The sequence below is a fragment of the Portibacter lacus genome, from assembly GCF_021533215.1.
Classification (GTDB): domain Bacteria; phylum Bacteroidota; class Bacteroidia; order Chitinophagales; family Saprospiraceae; genus Portibacter; species Portibacter lacus.
This window is the reverse complement of the sequence record NZ_JAJNKA010000009.1, coordinates 156,022-176,263: the sequence shown is the minus strand read 5'-3', so window position 1 is coordinate 176,263 and position 20,242 is coordinate 156,022. Positions and strand designations below refer to the sequence as shown.

General features: G+C 38.6%; 1 protein-coding gene. It reads right to left on the bottom strand.

Features of this window, described 5'->3' with window-relative positions; all coding sequences use genetic code 11:
• Positions 1–266: 266 nt before the first annotated feature.
• Complete coding sequence (locus L2586_RS16095) at positions 267–19,700, bottom strand: T9SS type A sorting domain-containing protein (RefSeq protein ID WP_235293955.1); 19,434 nt, start codon at positions 19,698–19,700, stop codon at positions 267–269.
• Positions 19,701–20,242 lie beyond the last annotated feature (542 nt).

The following is a 20,242-nucleotide window of genomic DNA, read 5'->3' as shown; positions in this document are numbered from 1 at the left end:
TTATACAGATTCTAATGTATTACATATGTTAAATTTTAATAATGTTTAAACTAAAAAAGCAGCACCTGACTAGGATGCTGCTTTAAAATGCCTATAGGCATTTAATAAACTACTTTTTTCTTTGTTCTTAGCTTTTAGATGTTGTTTTTAGTAAATCTGAAGTCGTAAATCACAATTCCAAAATCATAAATCGTCAATCAAAATGTTACAAGCTATGAGCACACCACGGCTCATAACTCATAACTAACTCAATCTAAATGCTAACTTTATTTTATCAATACCATTTTCTTAGATAGTTTGTAATCATTTGTCAATAGCTCGTAGTAGTACACTCCTCTAGAACTAAACTCTTCTTCGATCACCTCATACTTATGAAGTCCCGCTTTGTAATCTGCAGTATGCTCTTTTACAAGCTTTCCTGCAACATCGTAGATTCGGATACTTGCACGCGCTGCTTCTGGTAAACTGAAGCTAATTATCGTACTCTTAGCCCAAGGATTCGGTTGGTTCTGGAACAATTCTGGTAAACCAACAATTGCTGCATCACCTCTTAATTCTAACTCGACATCCATCAACTCACCTTTCGAAGAGTATGCTTCAGCTTTTGTCACATCACTTGACAATGATAGAATTTCTGACAACCTTACTGGCTCATGCGCAATTACACTTACCATGAATATAGGTGACGTTCCATCAACATCTTGACCCGCTGAATTATCCCAACTACTTGTCAAGATTCCTTTGTCTGCATATCTCTGTCCGAAGTTCAGGCCACTTACATTTGTACCTATTCCTGTAACCTCTCCGATAGTTGCTAATCTAGCATCAACATTAAGTGTGAACTGGTATCCAATGATATTATGTATGCTATCAGCGTATACCGGAACATTCACTAATTCTCCAGCTTTCAACATTCTATCTTCATAAGATAATACAAATGGCGCTTCCGTACTTCTAACTTCTGCATGCAGTGGCAATCCGCTCATCTCTACACTTCCGTTGATATCTCCCACTTTTAAACCGTAGAAATCTACCTTCGTATCTTTGTTCAATACATCGATCGTAGTCGTTTCAGGAATCGCTTGAGCCCAAGGATCACTGCTATCTATGAAACTATGTTCACCATCTACAAATCTCCAACTTGTATTATTAGGGAACTCATCGTAGATTCCTAAGATTAATTTCCTTAATTCTAATAAGTCAGAACCCGTAATCTTTCCGTTGTTATTTATATCAGCTGCTAATAACTTGTATGGACTTTCTATCTCTGTGATCCCTAAAATATGCTTCTGAATCATGATTAAATCTAAAGTCGTAACTCCATTAGAATGATCAGTGTTCTTCTCTGGCATTACCTCATAACTTCCACCTTTCGGCATATCTGAGAAGTTATAGTTTCCAGTCTCGTCAGAAACATTCATTAAGTCACTTCCATCTAAGTAAACTTCAACTTCACTAATTTCAACATCCTCTTCAGTAAACAACGCTCCTGTTATGTCAACTAACTCGCTAACACTTGGACATAGATCAACATCATTATTATCCTCTACGATGATAAAGGTTGCACAGAAATCTTGATTTCCATTCTGATCTGTCACCCATAATTGGATTCCTTGTTGACCTAAATCATCACATCCAAAGATTCTTAGCGTATCATTCACATCAGCTGAGAAGCTTAATTGTAGATCATATCCGCATGGATGATCACTTCCAGCATCTATATAATCTGGAGTTAACATTAGCATTTCAGTATCAGCAATATTGTCACCAGTCGTATCCATAGGTGTCAGACTAGCTGATAATCCTTGGAAACATTTCGGACTTGGTGCTTTTACATTATCCACTTCGAATGTATAACTACATCCAGCTAAGTTTCCACAACCATCGCCTACGATGAAGTTAACTTTATGAGTTCCTACAGGATAAACTGCACTTGCATCATTTCCTGTTCCTGTACTATCTATCGTTCCATCAGAATCGAGATCTACTGTCCATGTCCAGATTAAGTTTTCAGCTGTCACACAATCATCCGTTGCACTTGCTGTTAAACTAACTTGAGCTCCTCCACATGCGCCATCTAAACTTTCAACTCTAATGTCTTCACACGTAGAAGTGATAACAGGAGCCACATTATTATTGATCGTAATCAACTGTACATCTTCGAAAATGACGTATTGATTATTCACTTTCTGACACCAGTCACTTACGTACCAAGTTCTTTCTATCACTAGACAACCTCCACCGTTTGGAGTATTTGATAACACTCTATCTTCATAGGTAGAGCTAACCATATCACAGTTATCTTCTGCATATATAGGGTAACCTTGACCTTCTGGTAGGTTCAATGGATCTAATCCATCTCCATTACATTGATTCACTGTGATGTCTATAGGCCAAGTTATATCTGACTCTACGAATGGTGTTGGGTTAACCAAGGTAATTCGCTGAGTTAAACTTGTTGTTTCACCATTAGGACTTGTAGCAGTTATCGTTCTTATCATTGTTCCACTTCCACAACTGTTCAAGTCACCACTCATCACTTCACTCATTGCTGCTGTCGAACAGTTATCTAAGATTAATCCATCTTGTGCTGGTCCACTGAACTGAACTGCAGGATCATCAATTACTATTGCATTGATAGAATCTGCATCATTTACAATCGTTCCGAATACACTCAAATTATCTTCAGAGAATGGGAATGTACAAGAGATCGTGATGTCAGGTAATCCAGAAATTAATACTGGTGGCACTTTATCTTGAATCTCTACTTGTGCCATACATGTATTACTATTGCCAGAAACATCTGTTACTCTAAGCGCAACCATGATATTTTCTGTCCCGATATCTGCACAACTGAAGTCTACTGCTTCTAAGAAGCCTAATTCATCATCCATTCTGCTGATCTCAAGCGTAACCGGTCCACATTCATCCATACTTCCATTATCCAATTTCGTCGCACTCAATGATGCTTTACCTTCACTATTCAGACTAACCGTTGTGAATGCATCGCATATTGTCACTGGCTGTTCAAGATCTTGAACGGTTACATTGTAGCTTGCTGTACTAGTGTTGCCACAAACATCATAGACTACATAGGTTACCGTACTCGTTCCAGCACTTAATCCTACGGTCACTCCATTCTGATCTTGTACGAATCCACCTTCATACTGAATATCTACTCGTATTCCTTCAGGATTACATTCATCTACTGTTGTGATCGCTGGTATTGCTACTTGAGCTTCACAAGTGAATCCTGAAGTACTTACTGTAATATCTGAAGGCACATTACTCAATACTGGTCCAGTTGTATCTATAAATGTGATCAACTGAGTAAATGTAACTGAGTTATCGGTTCCACAGATCCAGTTATTCACTGTCCATGTTCTTTGTACACCTGATGAACAATCGTTACCAAAACTAAAGAACTCATCTTCGAAGTCTACAAATATGCCACACTCCGCAAAGTTATCAGGATACAATGCAATTCCGTTCAATGTTGGTACGCCTATCGTTTCTGGACTTGGCATAGTTCCTACTGAACAGCTTAATAAGGTATCTGTAACCGATGGTCCTACTACTTCAGTTATATCAAACTTCTCTACAGACAATGTCTGAGTACAAGTATCTGTTCTTACACCACTCGGATCAGATGCAACCCATGTTTCTGTAATGATCAATTGTAAATTAGGATCTTCACATGCAACATCTACGGTTGTTCTATCTATTAGCTTCAAGGTCACCTCTCCACAATTGTTAATCACTGTTGGCGGATCAAGAACTAACAACTCTCCACAGCTGATTGTATCACTCTTACATTCTATTACTGGAGGGAATTTGTTCTCTACTAGCACCTTACCCCAACATGAGTTTTCTCCACATAAAGGATTGATGATAGACACTTCGAACATTTTTCCTACATCTTCAGAACCGAAGATATTTCCTTCCTTAACAACTCCATTAGGTCCAACAATCTCGATGTCATAAACATGATCAGGGAATACTGGTCCATTAAGCAACATACTAGGTGTTAATTCAGCCATGCACATTTCATCAAGACTGATGTTAATGTCACCTGTACAAAGTATCGCATCACAGATTAAAACCCAAGCTTGATCATGATCATCTTCATCCATTCCAGTCGCACCATTTTGATCAATACCAAACTCATCCGTCACGTTATCATTATCAAAATCATATAGTTCATTACCTACATCATTTCCATTATCACTATCTCCATTACTATCGTAATCATTAAGAGATACATCTACACCACTTGTATCTAAAGCACTGCTTATCTCCGTCATGTTCACAACATTCATTGGAACAGCATTAGGAAGTACTTCTAAGAAAATCTGTATAGTTGTATCTTGACCACCATAAATAGTATCTGTAATCAAGTATTCATATTGACCTCCTACTAAAGCCCAATCCGCATTTTCAGGAACTGAAGCAAGACCTAAACCATCTGGCACATAATCAGTAACAACTATCTGAGTTGCTGGAACATTTCCTTGATTAAATACCGTAATATTAAATGGTACTATATCTCCTATGTTACTTGAACCTGCAACAGTATTAATCTTTCTAATTGCCAAGTCAAATACTGGTGGTGCAGCTGGATCAGCGTCATCTGAATCTTCCCCATTATGAACACTTCCGTCCGTAGCGTCATCATCGTCTGTTCCGTAAGTATCTTCTGCCTCACCATTATCATCGTTAGGTGTACTATCAATGTCTTGATCTGAAACATCATTACCTAAAGTATCAAGTACTTGAGCAATTTCTGCTACATTGATCATATCAGCAACAACACTTTCAGGTTGTACTTCTAATTCAATTTGTATCGTAATACAACTATCTCTAAGTAATCTTTCTGTGATTACATAAGCATATGTATTTTCACTAACCAATGTCCAACCATCCATTACACTTGGATCTTTCGCTAGACCCGATGGAATAGTATCGTATATGGTAACTCCTTCTACTGGTACATTACCTTGGTTACACACTTCGATATTGAAAGTAACCAAATCACCAGGTCTTACAGGAGCAGTACCTTCTGCAACTGTTTTAACTAGGGAAAGATCTAGTACTTCTGGTACTGCAGGATCTGCATCATCTTCATCCGTTGCTGCAACATCATCTCCAGGAATTCCTGTTCCATCACCATCCACTGCATCATCACTATCAGTATAAACCATGCCACCTGCATCATTGTCAGGAATTGTATCAGCCTGTGAATCGATGTCATGATCGGTCGCTTCGTCACCGAATTCAAAGAAGAATTCAGAAAGTTCTCCAACATTGACCATATTATCCGCATTCGCATTCGGTAGAACCGTTAGAATAATCTGAACAGTATCTGATTCTTCAAATCCAATAGGACCAGCTAAAGTCATTCTTGCATTTCCATCTACATCTTCTGTCCATGCTCCACCATTGGCAGCACTTAATTCGAATCCTGCAGGAATATAGTCTACTACTTCCACAGCAACCATAGGGAATGTACCTTGATTAATCACTTCGATATTAAAGGTTACATCTTGGCCTACTTGAACCGGTCCAGTAGTAACTAGTGTTTTCACTAATGCCATATCTACATATCCCAGTTGTACTGGATCATGGTCGTCTTCATCTGTCTCTGCTAATTCATCTCCGAACATTCCAGAACCATCACCATCTACAGCATCATCACTATCAGTATCTGGATTACCACCTGCATCATTATCTGCGATATCATCCGGCGTACTATCTATATCATATAAGACATCTGGATTGTCCGTTGTATTGTTACCCATCGTATCAGCTGCCTCACTTATTTCTGCATAATTCACATAATCTTCTATTGAAGAACCAATCTGGAATACCATGTTTAAGTAAATCGTGTCTGAAGAACCTGCTTGAAGAGTATCTTCATATAGATACGTTGCAGTTGCACCGCCAAACATCCACGTAGGATCGTTAGTTGCTCCTACTTCTGTCAATGCTCCAGGGACATATTCTGTTACTAAAATGTTCGTAGCTGGAATATTTCCTTGATTATCCAATGTAATAAAGAATTCCATTTCATCACCAAACGCATATATACTATCTGGGTAAACCAATTGCTTAGTCAATGCTAGATCGAAAATAGGCAGTAATGCAGGATCCGAATCATCTTCGTCACTATTAGCATCTGTATCTCCAGGTGCACCTCCACCATTATTTCCGTCTCCACTCAAGCTGTCATCACTATCCGTTCCAGCTGCTCCACCCGGATCGTTGTCTGGATCATCATCTGCATTCGAATCGATATCATCTCCGCTGATGTCCATCCCTTCTCCATCAAACATTTCACTTACCTCTGCAACATTTGTCCATGCTTCAGGGTCATTAGAAGGAATCATCCTTTCTGGAATCAATGTTATAATGATTTCTGTGCTATCCCATTGGTTCATAGGTCCAGGAATAACGGTTGTTGCAACTGAACTTATTGAATCATATGCCCAACCCGCAGCATCACTTGCTACATCATAAGTATAGCCAACAGGAATATAATCTGTTACCTCTACATTATGTAATGGCTCGTTTCCTTGGTTAATCACTTTTACTAAGAAATTAACTGGAGTGCCATAAGAATATGGAGCTTGTCCATCAACAATCGTTTTTTGTATTGCAACATCGATCACTTGTATTAATGCTGGATCTGAATCATCTTCATCTGTATCAGCATTGGTATCACCTGGTGATCCACCTCCATTTGTTCCGTCTCCGTCTATAGAATCATCCGAATCAGTTCCAGGATTTCCACCCGGATCATTTGTATTATCATCATCTGGCGTACTATCTGCATCCACTAATGAGCCATCATCAGTGCTATTCCCATTGTCATCCTCAGCTGCACTTATCTCAGCTTGATTCTGGAATGCATCTCCCATGTTACTCATCATGATGGTTACATAATAATTTACAGTTAACGAATCTCCTGGTTGGATCGTATCATTTGCTAACTGAATCGTCGCTGTCATTAATCCTGGATCAAAAGACCAGCCTGTCGTATCGTTAGAAGTTACATAATCAAAGCCATCAGGCATAAAATCTGTAATTTCTACATTCGTAGCTGGAATATTTCCTTGATTATATACTTTAATCATGAACTGGATTGTATCTCCGAAAGAGTTTCCAGTAGTCATCATTGTTTTCTTAGTCAATGCAAGATCAAAGATGTTAACAAGTTCTGGATCATTATCATCCTCATCACCTGCTGCATCTGTATCTCCTATCATTCCTGTACCGTCACCATCAAGGATATCATCACTTCCTGGGAAGTTTCCATCTTCACTATCTGGATCTGCTGCACCTCCTGCATCATTATCAAATGTATCATCTGGTGTACTATCAATATCCGTGATATCTGGTGTATCACTTATTGGATTATCACTTGTGATTTCTCCAATAGGTGTCCATGCATCAGGGCCTGAAGCTGGTTGAGATGTCAATATTAAATCGAACATTTCAGAATCACCTGGTGCCAATGTATCAGGGTACACATAGGTTACGGTTCCATCTCCATTGTCTTCCCAATCTGGATTAGTCATTCCATCGAATGCGAATCCGTCTGGCACCATCACCGTAATCTCTGGTGATTCACTTGCTACGTTACCTTGATTCGCAATCGTTACAGGGAAAGTTACAGTTTGGTTATACATGGTTAATGTATCCTCACTTGCTCCTAGTATCAGTGCTAAATCAAATACTTCTATAAACGCTGGATCCGAGTTATCTTCATCTGTCAATGCTGTTGTATCTCCAGGCATTCCTGTTCCATCTCCATCTATTGCATCATCACTATCTGTATTCGGTTCTCCTCCTCCATTATCTGTAGGATCGTTATTGATATCACTATCTACATCATCTAAGCCACCATTCGGTCCATTGCCATCCGTATCATTACCCAAGGTATCTTGTGCAAAACTTACTTCTGATGTATTCGTGTAATTATCTAATCCTCCTGTTGTCATTGTTAAGATCAACATCACTGTATCTTCTACACTTGTTCCTCCGATAATCGTATCAGGAATAGTATAGGTGATCGTTTGGTCGCCTGGACCATCTACTCCTGTCCATCCAGTATTGATGTCTCCTGCGTAAGTAAACCCTAACGGTACATAATCACTGATCTCAGTATTGACTAAGGCAATATTTCCTTGGTTATAGGTCGTGATCAAAAATGGTATCGTATCACCATAAACATATGGTCCAGCTCCAATTACCATTTTCGTCTGTGCTACATCCATAATTCTTACGAATTCTGGATCTGAAGCATCACTATCTGTTGCTGGATCTGTGTCGTCTGGATTTCCACTTCCGTCTCCTGTCAAACTATCATCACTTCCTACGATCGGTCCATCTCCTGTATCTGGTGTTGGATTTCCACCTGCATCATTGCTTGGATCTCCATCTATATCACTGTCGATATCGGTTAATCCTGGTGTTTCACTGATCGGATTATCTGCTGTTATGGCTACTACTGGCGTCCATGCTCCATCTCCTGTCGCTGGCTGTGCGAATAGTATAAGATCAAACATCTCTAAATCTCCAGGTGCTAAGGTATCTGGGTAAGCATATGTTACCGTTCCGTCTCCATTGTCTATCCAATCTGGATTGCCTCCGCTATAGAATACGAACCCATCTGGCACCATCACTGTAACCTCTGGTGAATCACTTGCTACATTTCCTTGATTTGTAAGTGTTATTGGGAAAGTAATACTATCACCATACATAGATATCACATCATCACTATTCTCCATGATCACTGCTAGATCCAGGATCTCAACAAACGCTGGATCCGAGTTATCTTCATCTGTCAATGCTGTTGTATCTCCAGGCATTCCTGTTCCATCTCCATCTATTGCATCATCACTACCAGTATTTGGCTCTCCTCCTCCATTATCTGTAGGATCATTATTTATATCACTATCTACATCATCTAAGCCTCCGTTTGGTCCATTGCCATCCGTATCATTACCCAAGGTATCTTGTGCAAAACTTACTTCTGATGTATTCGTATAATTATCTAATCCTCCTGTTGTCATTGTTAAGATCAACATCACTGTATCTTCTACACTTGTTCCTCCGATAATCGTATCAGGAATAGTATAGGTGATCGTTTGGTCGCCTGGACCATCTACTCCTGTCCATCCAGTGTTGATGTCTCCTGCGTAAGTAAATCCTAATGGTACATAATCACTGATCTCAGTATTGACTAAGGCTATATTTCCTTGGTTATAGGTCGTGATCAAGAATGGTATCGTATCACCATAAACATATGGTCCAGCTCCAATTACCATTTTCGTCTGTGCCACATCCATGATTCTTACGAATTCTGGATCTGAAGCATCACTATCTGTTGCTGGATCTGTATCGTCTGGATTTCCACTTCCGTCTCCTGTCAAACTATCATCACTTCCTACGATCGGTCCGTCACCTGTATCTGGTGTTGGATTTCCACCTGCATCATTGCTTGGATCTCCATCTATATCACTGTCGATATCGGTTAACCCTGGTGTTTCACTGATCGGATTATCTGCTGTTATGGCTACTACTGGCGTCCATGCTCCATCTCCTGTCGCTGGCTGTGCTATCAATACTAGATCAAACATCTCTAAATCTCCAGGTGCTAAGGTATCTGGGTAAGCATATGTTACCGTTCCATCTCCATTGTCTATCCAATCTGGATTAGCCATTCCATCGAATGCGAACCCGTCTGGCACCATCACCGTAACCTCTGGTGAATCACTTGCTACATTTCCTTGATTTGTCAGTGTTATTGGGAAAGTAATACTATCACCATACATAGATATCACATCATCACTATTCTCCATGATCACTGCTAGATCCAAGATCTCAACAAACGCTGGATCCGAGTTATCTTCATCTGTCAATGCTGTTGTATCTCCAGGCATTCCTGTTCCATCTCCATCTATTGCATCATCACTATCTGTATTCGGTTCTCCTCCTCCATTATCTGTAGGATCGTTATTGATATCACTATCTACATCATCTCCTGAAACATCCATTCCTAAAGTATCAGTCATCATACTTACTTCACTCACATTCGTGTAGGCATTATTAGAACCTGTTGTCATACCTAGAATAAGTAAAATTGGAGTTTCAATTTCTTCACCAGGTAGAAGAATATCCGTAATGATAAACTCTGCACCGTTCGCTGAAACTGCCCATCCGGCGCCTTCACTTGTTCCAGATAAAGTAAATCCATCTGGGATATAGTCAGAAATTACAATATTCGTTAAAGGAACATTTCCTTGGTTATAGGTAGTTATGGTAAATTCAATAGAATCACCATACATAAATGGACCGGCTGATGCTATCATTTTCGTTTGTGCTACATCAACAATTTCTATCATTTCTGGATCTGCATCATCTTCATCTGTCGCTCCATCAGCATCATCAGGAACACCCATTCCGTTGGTTCCAGTTCCATCAAGTGCATTGTCACTATCTGTCATTGGTGATCCACCAGCATCATTCGTATTATCATTATCTGCTTCACTATCAACATCATCGAAAGGAGTTAAACCATCTTCTTCAAATGCTTCTGAAATTTCCGCTTCATTAGTATAAGCATCTGCAGGAGTTGCAGAAGGGACAATCACTAAGTCTATAGAAACAACTATAGAGTCTCCAGTTATAACAGGACCTGTAATAATAGTCGTTGCATTTGTTCCATCATAAGACCAAGTTGGATTATTAGACAATGCATATTCAAATCCACTAGGAATATAATCTGTAACTTCTACATTAGAAGCAACTACATTTCCTTGATTTACAACAGAGATATCAAAAGTGATCGTATCTCCGTAGCTAAATGGACCTGTTTCAGCTGTTGTTTTGATCAGTGCTAAATCTGCAATTGATAATTTAGCTGGATCTGCATCATCTTCATCTGTACCTGCTACATCATCTCCAGGCATTCCTGTTCCGTCTCCATTAACTGAATCATCAGAATCAGAATCTGGGTTACCACCTGCATCATTCGTAGGATCATCATCAGGAGTACTGTCAGAATCTACGATCGTAGGATCGTCAGTACTACTGTTTCCATTAATGTCTTCGAAAGAAGTTATTTCAGCAACATTAGTATATGCTTCCACAGAACCATCTCCTACCTGAACTCTTAAGAATAAACTTGTTTCATATTCATCTCCTGGATAAATAGTATCCGTAATCGTTGTATTAATAGTAATACCCGTTGGATTTGTTCCAACAAAAGCCCAACCCATGTTTTCTCCAGCAGTAAATGCTAGACCTGATGGCACATAATCACTAAGAACTACATTCGCAACTGGTGTATTACCTTGGTTAATGGTAGTTACTTGATATTCTACGAGGTCTCCTATTGAATAAGGACCGCCTACAATTTCTTTCGTTAATGCTAAATCAAAGATTTGAACGAAAGCTGGATCATTATCATCTTCATCCGTTAAAGGGTCAGTATCTCCATTTGCTCCAGTTCCATTTCCATCGATAGCATTATCACTATCTGTATTAACAGCTCCACCCGCATCATCGAATGGATCAGTATTAGGGGTACTATCTACATCATCAAGTCTGATACTATTTCCATCTGTGTCATCTACATCCGATATTTCTGCAACGTTCGTATATTCAATTTGAGAATTTCCAAGGTTATTAACGATCATTTTAACAAAAACTGAAGTAGAATCGCCTGATACCAGTGGGCCATCGATCACAGTCATATGTGACGCATCAGAACCCGACCAATTAGGATTAACTAATGGGTTTGCAATATATTCTAGTCCAATAGGTGAATAATCCGTAATTTCAATATTCTCTCCCGTTACTGTTCCTTGATTATAAACAGTAATTTCGAAAGTTATGGTGTCACCATAAGCATATGGAGCTTCTGGACTTGCAATCGTCTTCTTTAATGCGAAATCGACAATATCAATCGCAGCTATATCTGCATCGTCTGAATCCGTAGCAGGATCAGTATCGCCTGGCGCACCAGTGCCATCACCTTGAATTGCTGGATCATCTGTATCAGAAGTCATTGCATCACTTCCTGTCCCTAACGCACCACCAGCGTCATTAGTCATATCTGTATCGAAAGCACCATCATTATCTGCAGTTACTGGTGTTGATACTGGAGGTCCAGGGAATAAAGGTCCATCAGGGTCTATTACCGTATTTGCTCCAGCTATTTCCGCTGTATTCACATAGGCCAGAGGATCACCTGACGAAGGTTGTACTATCAATTCTATATTCACACATACTTGCTCTAAAAATCCAATTTGGCCAGGAGTAGTATTTCCTGCAAAGTCACTTGGGTCAGCATCATATGTCGCTGTGCCATCTCCATTATCAGTCCATTTAGGATCATTAGATGGAGCAAATGCGTATCCAGATGGAATATAATCTACAATCTGAAGATCATCAGAAGGAACATTCCCTTGATTAGTAACACATATTTCAAAGGTAGCAACATCGTTATACTGATAAGGTCCGTTATCAGGATTCAATATCTTAGACAATGCCAGGTCAAAAATTTCTATGTTCGCAGGATCACTGTCATCTTGACTACCTGGCTGACCATTTCCTGTACTTGTGATATCATTATCTCCACTTTCATTAGGCGTCGTTGCTTCTTCCTCTGGTGTAAATGAACCTGGATCTGAATCTATATCAGAAACTGGCATTCCATCTCCATCTAAAGCAGATTCAATGTAACTATAGTTAAGATATGAGTCCATTCCAACACCACAAAGAGTATGTCCTAAACCTCCAGTAGGAAGTGCGAGTACCATTTTAATTGGAACCTGAACTGAAGTTCCAGCAGGAATAGAAGCTATTGTAGTTTGAGTTTGATATCCTGAACTAGCATCTAAATTTAAAGTTGCTGTTCCCCATCCTGCTCCAACATTAGTAGATAAATTTTCATCAAAGAATTCCATTCCACAAGGAATCAAATCAGTTATTACTACGTCTGTAGCATCTATAGATCCTTGATTAATTACAGTTACAAAAAAGTTTATAGTATCTCCTAAAGTAAACATTCCAGAAGGAGGAACACTTGCCGGATCTACCGTTTTCGTCAATGCTAAATCAAATACATCAAGAGTAGCTGGATCATGATCATCTTCATCCGTTAAAGGATCAGAGTCTCCAAGGCTTCCGCCACCATTTGTTCCATCTCCCCCTACTACATTATCAGAACCACTATTAGGATTTCCTCCCGCATCATTTAGTGGATCTCCATCTGGTGTGCTGTCTATATCGTCTAGACTTACATCTTCGCCACTTGTATTGGTCATGCCTGATATTTCGGCAATGTTGATTGTGTTTTCGAAGTTTGCTCCTTCATTTACAGTCAATGTTATAAACACATCTGCTGAATCCCCAGCTGCAACTGCAATTGGAGCATTATATGTAACTGGCCCGTTACTTAGACCTCCAGGATTCCAATTTCCATCATTATTTGTCAAGCCAACTGGTACGTAGTCTGTAATATCTACATCCATCATATCTACTCCGCCTTGATTATAAACACGAATTCGATATTGAACTGTTCCACCTGTAGTAGGTGTTGGTCCAGGTGAGATGCTAACCACTTCTTTTTTAAGTGCTAAGTCCACACAGAAATCAGAACTGATACTAGCATAACCTACAGCTGGGCATAAATTAGCAGCGCTAGTTGCTTTTATAACATAATCTCCTTCTACATCTGTATTATAGGTATTCGAAGATCCAGCGGATTTTAGTACTTCTGTTCCATTAGGTAACACAAAGAAAAATTGGTAATTATCAAAACCTGTCTCAGCTTCTATTGTTCCTCCGAAAAGTGGATGGTTACATACTTCTTCTTCCGTAATATTTAGAGCAAGAATTGGTAATACTTCTACCGTAAAATCAAATTCATATGAACATGTAGGACTAGAAGTTATTGTTACTGTATAAGTGTCTGTCATATTAGGCACAAGCCCACATATTTCAGGATTAGACATATTAAGATCAGCACCCATTGTTGCAGTTCCTGCCTGTGTAATTGTTATCGTAGAACCTTCAGCAATATTATCAGGAATCATTAAGTCTGGATCTATACATTCTCCTTCACAAACTTGGAATGCTAAATCAGCAGGCATATAGTCACCAGTGCTAAATAAATCTACACTTGCTTCAGATTTACAATCTCCTATATTCTCTGTAGCTATTAATACAACAGCTTCATCAATTCCAAATCCTGAGTTCAAGGTCACAGATAATGTACTACCATTTTCTGTAATGACCCCACCTTCTGCAGGTTCTAAAGTAAATGTATAATCTCCACATATTTCAGTGGTGAATGGATCACCAGCACATAAAACCACATTCTCTATGGTGTCTAAAAATGCAGGTGGTATATTATTAAATGGTGTGATGGCTTCATCACATGCACATGCTGTCGCGAAAGTTTGTCTCAATAATATAGGGCAAGCCTGAGCAGCTGGAACATCAAGACACATCGTGATCGTTGTCATCGCTCCTGCATCTACAGAAACATTTGAATGTACAAAACTTGCTAGTTCTTCGTCAACTATATTATCATAAACTCCATCAGCTAGAACGTCGTCGTGTATTCCTATTGTGATATCTCCTGTGTAATTCATTTCACCAGGATTCACTAGATCTATTTCATAACACATATTTTCTGGATCAGTCCCAGCATTACATTGTCTGTTAAGTCTTACATCTACTGTTTGTAATGGAGGACCCATTTCTAAGACCAATGATGGATTAATACTATTCTGAATATAAACACCACAACTCATTTCTGGTATTGATTCACATTGAACTGCTGGCTGGAATGATTTCACATCCATACCAAGCAAGATCACTCCACATTCAGCTGTTTGTGGCTGAGTTGCCATAAACTGAACACTGAATTTCTGTCCTGGGTTTAAGGGTGGCGAATCGAAACATACGATTACATCATTACCCGAAACTTCCTCTGTTATAGTGGTTGGTGTATAAGATGGATTCGTAAAAGATATTGAATTAGCCTCGTAAGTTAATGATGACATTGGTATCGTAATACATGTCTGAACTTCAGAAGCCGTTGGGTTTTCTCCTATATTAAGTGCAGTTAGACCGAATGTAGATGGTCCATCTATACAATATGAATTTTTAGGTTGTGCTGTTGTTAAAATTTGAGCACTCTGTCTCGGATCTGCCCCTGAAATGATCATCGGAGGAGAATCTACTACACCTGACTCTAACCTGTTAGGGCCACATGGATCCGAAGCCGTTGTTTCTGTTGTAAACTTAGACCCTGAAATGAATTCATCACATTCTGTAACAGCTACAAATCTAAAGGATACATTATTACTATCTAATTGTGCAAATACACCAGGCAGTCCTGTATTTACAATGTCCGCACTATAATCATCATCCACAAATGTATATGCTGTTCCACTAGCGTTCGGTTGCGGAGTAATTGGATTCCATGTTCCAAATGTACCCATTAATCCTACAGATCCACCAGGATAAGCTGCTTCCCAACTACCTGGGACGATTGTTATTCCAGGAGGAATGTTAACAACTGTCTCCAGGTTTAACAATGCTAATTGTTTCGTGTTTTTTACTCTGATGTAAAAAGTGTCTGTTTGGCACAAGTCCGTATTCTCTGGTGTGTTATACCACTCTGTTTGTAAGTCTGCTTCTCCAGCAATATACGCATAACAGTCTTCAGCAGAACCACAAGTTCCACTTCCTGCTAGGGCTGTTGTTACATCAGGGTCAGCACAACCAGATACTGCACTTACACATATTTGAGGAGGAGGAGCAGGTAATTCAGGACAGAACAATAAAGTAGTTCCTATAAATACTGTCTCACACTCTCCTGGAGCAAGCGATGTCGCATCTGTCGCGATCGAATATGTTTTGTAAGTTCCATCATCTGCCACTAAGGTTGTAGGTAATGGACTTGCATTAGAAGCATCTCTATAGGCCCCTACAAATTTCACACTATTAGGAACAGTAACGGATCCACTTACACTACTTTGAGTTAAAGCTGCATCTGCATTACATAGAAGTATTTCTTGGTATTCAACTGCTGTTCCCGGTCCACCTGAAGCAATCAACTCAGGTCCTTGGTTGGCTGATGACATTCCTGCATCATCTACTCTATTATCATTGACAATAAAATCAACACTAGATTCATCTAAGTGATATTGCAATGTATCTAAGTTCAAAGCACTATAGTAATTCCCTGAAATTCCTAATTGGTCACAATAACTATATACCCCATTAACTCCACCTGTATTACATCTATACCCTGCAGGATCTCGTGGAGCATCGCAAATATCTGACCAATCGTAAATCAGTTCATAGTCTATTTCAAAAGGATTCGGGCATAATGCACATAAATCATAGCTCATCACTAAACTATCATCATTCATTAATCCGACACCAAGAGGTCTGACCCCTTGAGATGAGAGATCAAAAATCACCTTTCCATCTCCTATTCCTGCATCTTCAGTTGCACAAATCTGTCCGGTTACAGAAGCAACAGTTGTACAATATGCATTAATCGTACTGTCTACTTCTAATGGGATGATATTTCCATCATAATCTTCTACCATTGCATTACTGCAGTAAGCAAATGGTCCGAACATCGGAGCATCCACATCGTCAATGTTTGCAATAGGTCTAAATTCACATTGGTACCAACCCGTTGGTGCAGGATTAGCGATAGAAAAAGTGTGCTTAGCTGATCCACCACAATTATCTAGGTCTAATTCTGTGATAGCAGTAACCCCACCATATTCGGCTACATTGACAATAGGATAACTATTACAAGAAGATGCTAATGTCGTATAACAATAATTCGCATTACCAAATTCATCATAATTATACATTGTCATGTTAAATCGTAACCGCATGCTATTATTAATCCCTGGATTTTCACCTGCAGCAATTGCAGCAGCACGGTACGGATTTCTTTTCATTGGATACTCATGATAAACCTTTATTGTATCTCCAACAGCAAAATTAAAGGAGTCAAAGAATTCCTGCAAACAATTACCTCCAGAGCTATTAGTTGTTGTACCACATTCATTTGATTGCTGTGCGTTTCTTACATATAGATATGCGTTTATCGTATTGTCGTATCCATCAAGAGAACTGTTTCCTGGATAAATAGTATTTACGTCATAATCTGTTGTTAAATCCTGAACACCTCTATCAGATAGAGCCGCAAATCCATACTCTATTTCATTTCCATCTCTCTCGTCATTGGTAGAATATGTATTTCCTGTTCTACTATCGCAAGATGCAAAATCTCCAAACGAAAATTCTACTGGTGATTGGCCAGCTTTAATTACTTCCCATTTAACAATACCACCTGCTCTTCGATCTGGAGTTAATGGCAACTCAGCAGTATTCAATAAACCAGAAGTACTTTCTACTCGTGCACTAAATAACCACATATTCATATTAGTTATCGCATCCAAATCCTTTATATCGTATTTTACAGCAACAGCCATGGTATCACCAGGACCGAAATTTGTTAAATCAGCAGGACAATTATCTAATAATACTTGTCTATCAACTCTTGTGGTCATTGTATGATCTGTAAAACCAAGATTTTTTCTTGTTACCTCTATTTCGTGACCTACTAGACATACACAATCAAAGTATTGAGGATCCGAAACAAACTGAGTATTCTTACAAGCTTTTACTATTTCACAATCGCAGTCAGAACAGTATTCAACCACTTGTTGTGAAACGGCTACAAATTGTCTAGGACTACAATATGCAGTATCTAATTGCAATTGCATTTTATAACATACGGTATTATTTACAGCTCCACCATCTATTGTTAACATACGAATTCCTGGAGTCGCTGGATCCGGAGTCATAAATGTAGCGTTTCCGTCTGGAATACTTATATCAGCTCCATTATCTACACTATAAGCCATAGAACCTGGTACTACTTCATAATCTTGAACAATTCTAGGCGTTCCTGAAAATGTTAATTTTAGACTATAATCAGCTCCTGTAGGACATGGATCTATATTCTCAGATCCAAAATCATAGCAGAAAACATAATCAATCGTTGCTGGTGGAAGTGGAGTCGAATTATTGGATGGCGTTCCATGTTGGCCAAAATCATATCCCTGAATAGGATTAGCTGTAGTACCTATATTGACTTCATTATCATTTAATACACCTGTAGGGCCATAATTAAGATTGAAAGGTTCAACTGATGGAAATCTGCTGAATGTATTTCCACAATTAGCCTTCGCCTCAACAAAGAATGTTGCAAACGGACAGTTAATTGTAGGACATTCTAATGATGTAGCATCAACTTCGTTAATACCACATGTTATGATCATATCAATTTCAAGATTAACTGTAGCGCCACCTTCTAGATCATCAAAATATCCATCACCATCTGCATCTGTTAACCCCGAACCTGGAATTTCTGCGAGACTATCAAAATTAATCTTAAGATCATCTCCTATCCAAGAATAATCACTATCAGAAAGCACTGTTGCACCAATTCTTACCTCCCCTATTCCTAGATTCGTACGCTCACATGTTTCATATCCTACTGAAAGATCCGTATATGTATTTTCTAAACCAGGATCTCCTGGGTTAGTTACCGATAAGGTAATAGTACCAGCATTTCCACATATTTGTAATGGCCCTGTAAAAGATGCACTAGCTATTGGATCTGCGGCACCTGTAGGCTGAACCCTAACAGTTCCAACTTGTGATGTACTATTACAAACATCCCCACCGCAACCGTATGACGCTTCATATACTGGATTAAAAATACTTTGCTCTGGACATAAATCAGATTGATAACATACACTAAATGTTATTTTTTCACCTGTATTAAATTTATCATCTGTTGGATTCGGTGATGTGTTACCTATAAAGTAAGAACCATCTACAACAGCAATTACAGAAGAATCTGAGTTAGCTGTAAATGGAAGATCTATTGCATTAGCTGATATACTTACTATAGAAACGTTAGGATCAATAGTAGGGAAGTTAGTTACTTCAAATGTCATTTCATTCAAACTAGCTTGCAATCCATCTTGAGAAACAACCATAGTCTGGCAATATGGCTGTCCTAAACTGGTGATATTCCTTGTTACAGGTGATACCGTATTCATATTAAGCTCTGGTCGCTTTAACGCAGAGTTAAGTTCTTGTTCGATCTGAAAGGTACCTTCACATTCTATTATATTACCAGAAGTATCCATAAAAGTGTACTCATATTCAACTCCTACATAATACAGGTCATTCAAATCCAAATTACAATCAGGTACTAAACCTATACTTGCTATAAATACATCATCAGGATCAGTTACACCTCCCAATGAAAATTCAGGACAAGTAGGAGAACCGCCACCATAACTTATAGTTGTGTTTCCACCATAATATGTTTCGCTAATCCCGGCATAATTTAAGCCATCCACAAGATCAAGTTTTAGGTTAAATCCTAAAATTTCTCCTGGAGAATCGGTAAAAACTAAAAGTGAAAGTGTATCTGCATCTCCGCATTGACTTGTATTATCAAATTGTGGGAATCCAATTACACCTCTTAAATCCTGAAATTGAATAACAGGACACTGAGCGTTCAAAGAGAATGAACTCAAAATCAAAATAGTAAATAATGTCAATTTCATGCAAAATTGCTTTAGCACAGAATTGGTACTATTTTTTGAAGAAGGGTTAAGGCCTGAATCTAATAAATTAGAATTCTGTCCTTGTGGTGTTAATGATGTACGTAAAATAAAGTTCGCCATTAGAATAAATTACTGATTGTATGATCTCCAATATGGATTTATAAATTCATTTAAGCAGTAAATCGAAATGATGCACTTTATAGATAGTAAGCGACAGAAGTTGCTTTGCTCTATTCCATAAATTTTGTGTAGATGTGAATTTTTTAAATCATCTTATTTAGATGAATAATATTCATATCTCATACCGATTTACACGATAGGTTCTCACACATAGCAATCACTGCTTGCGTGTTATATTCTACAGTTGGAAAATCGGTTTGAGATAATTTTCCTTTTAAGGAATTCGTCTTTGGGAAGACTAATTCACACCACAATAATAATGATTATAACACGACAAATAAAACATATTGTAATTTTTTAACATATATAATAAATTAAATATGTAATATTTAGATATATAAAAATATTTAAATATGTCAACA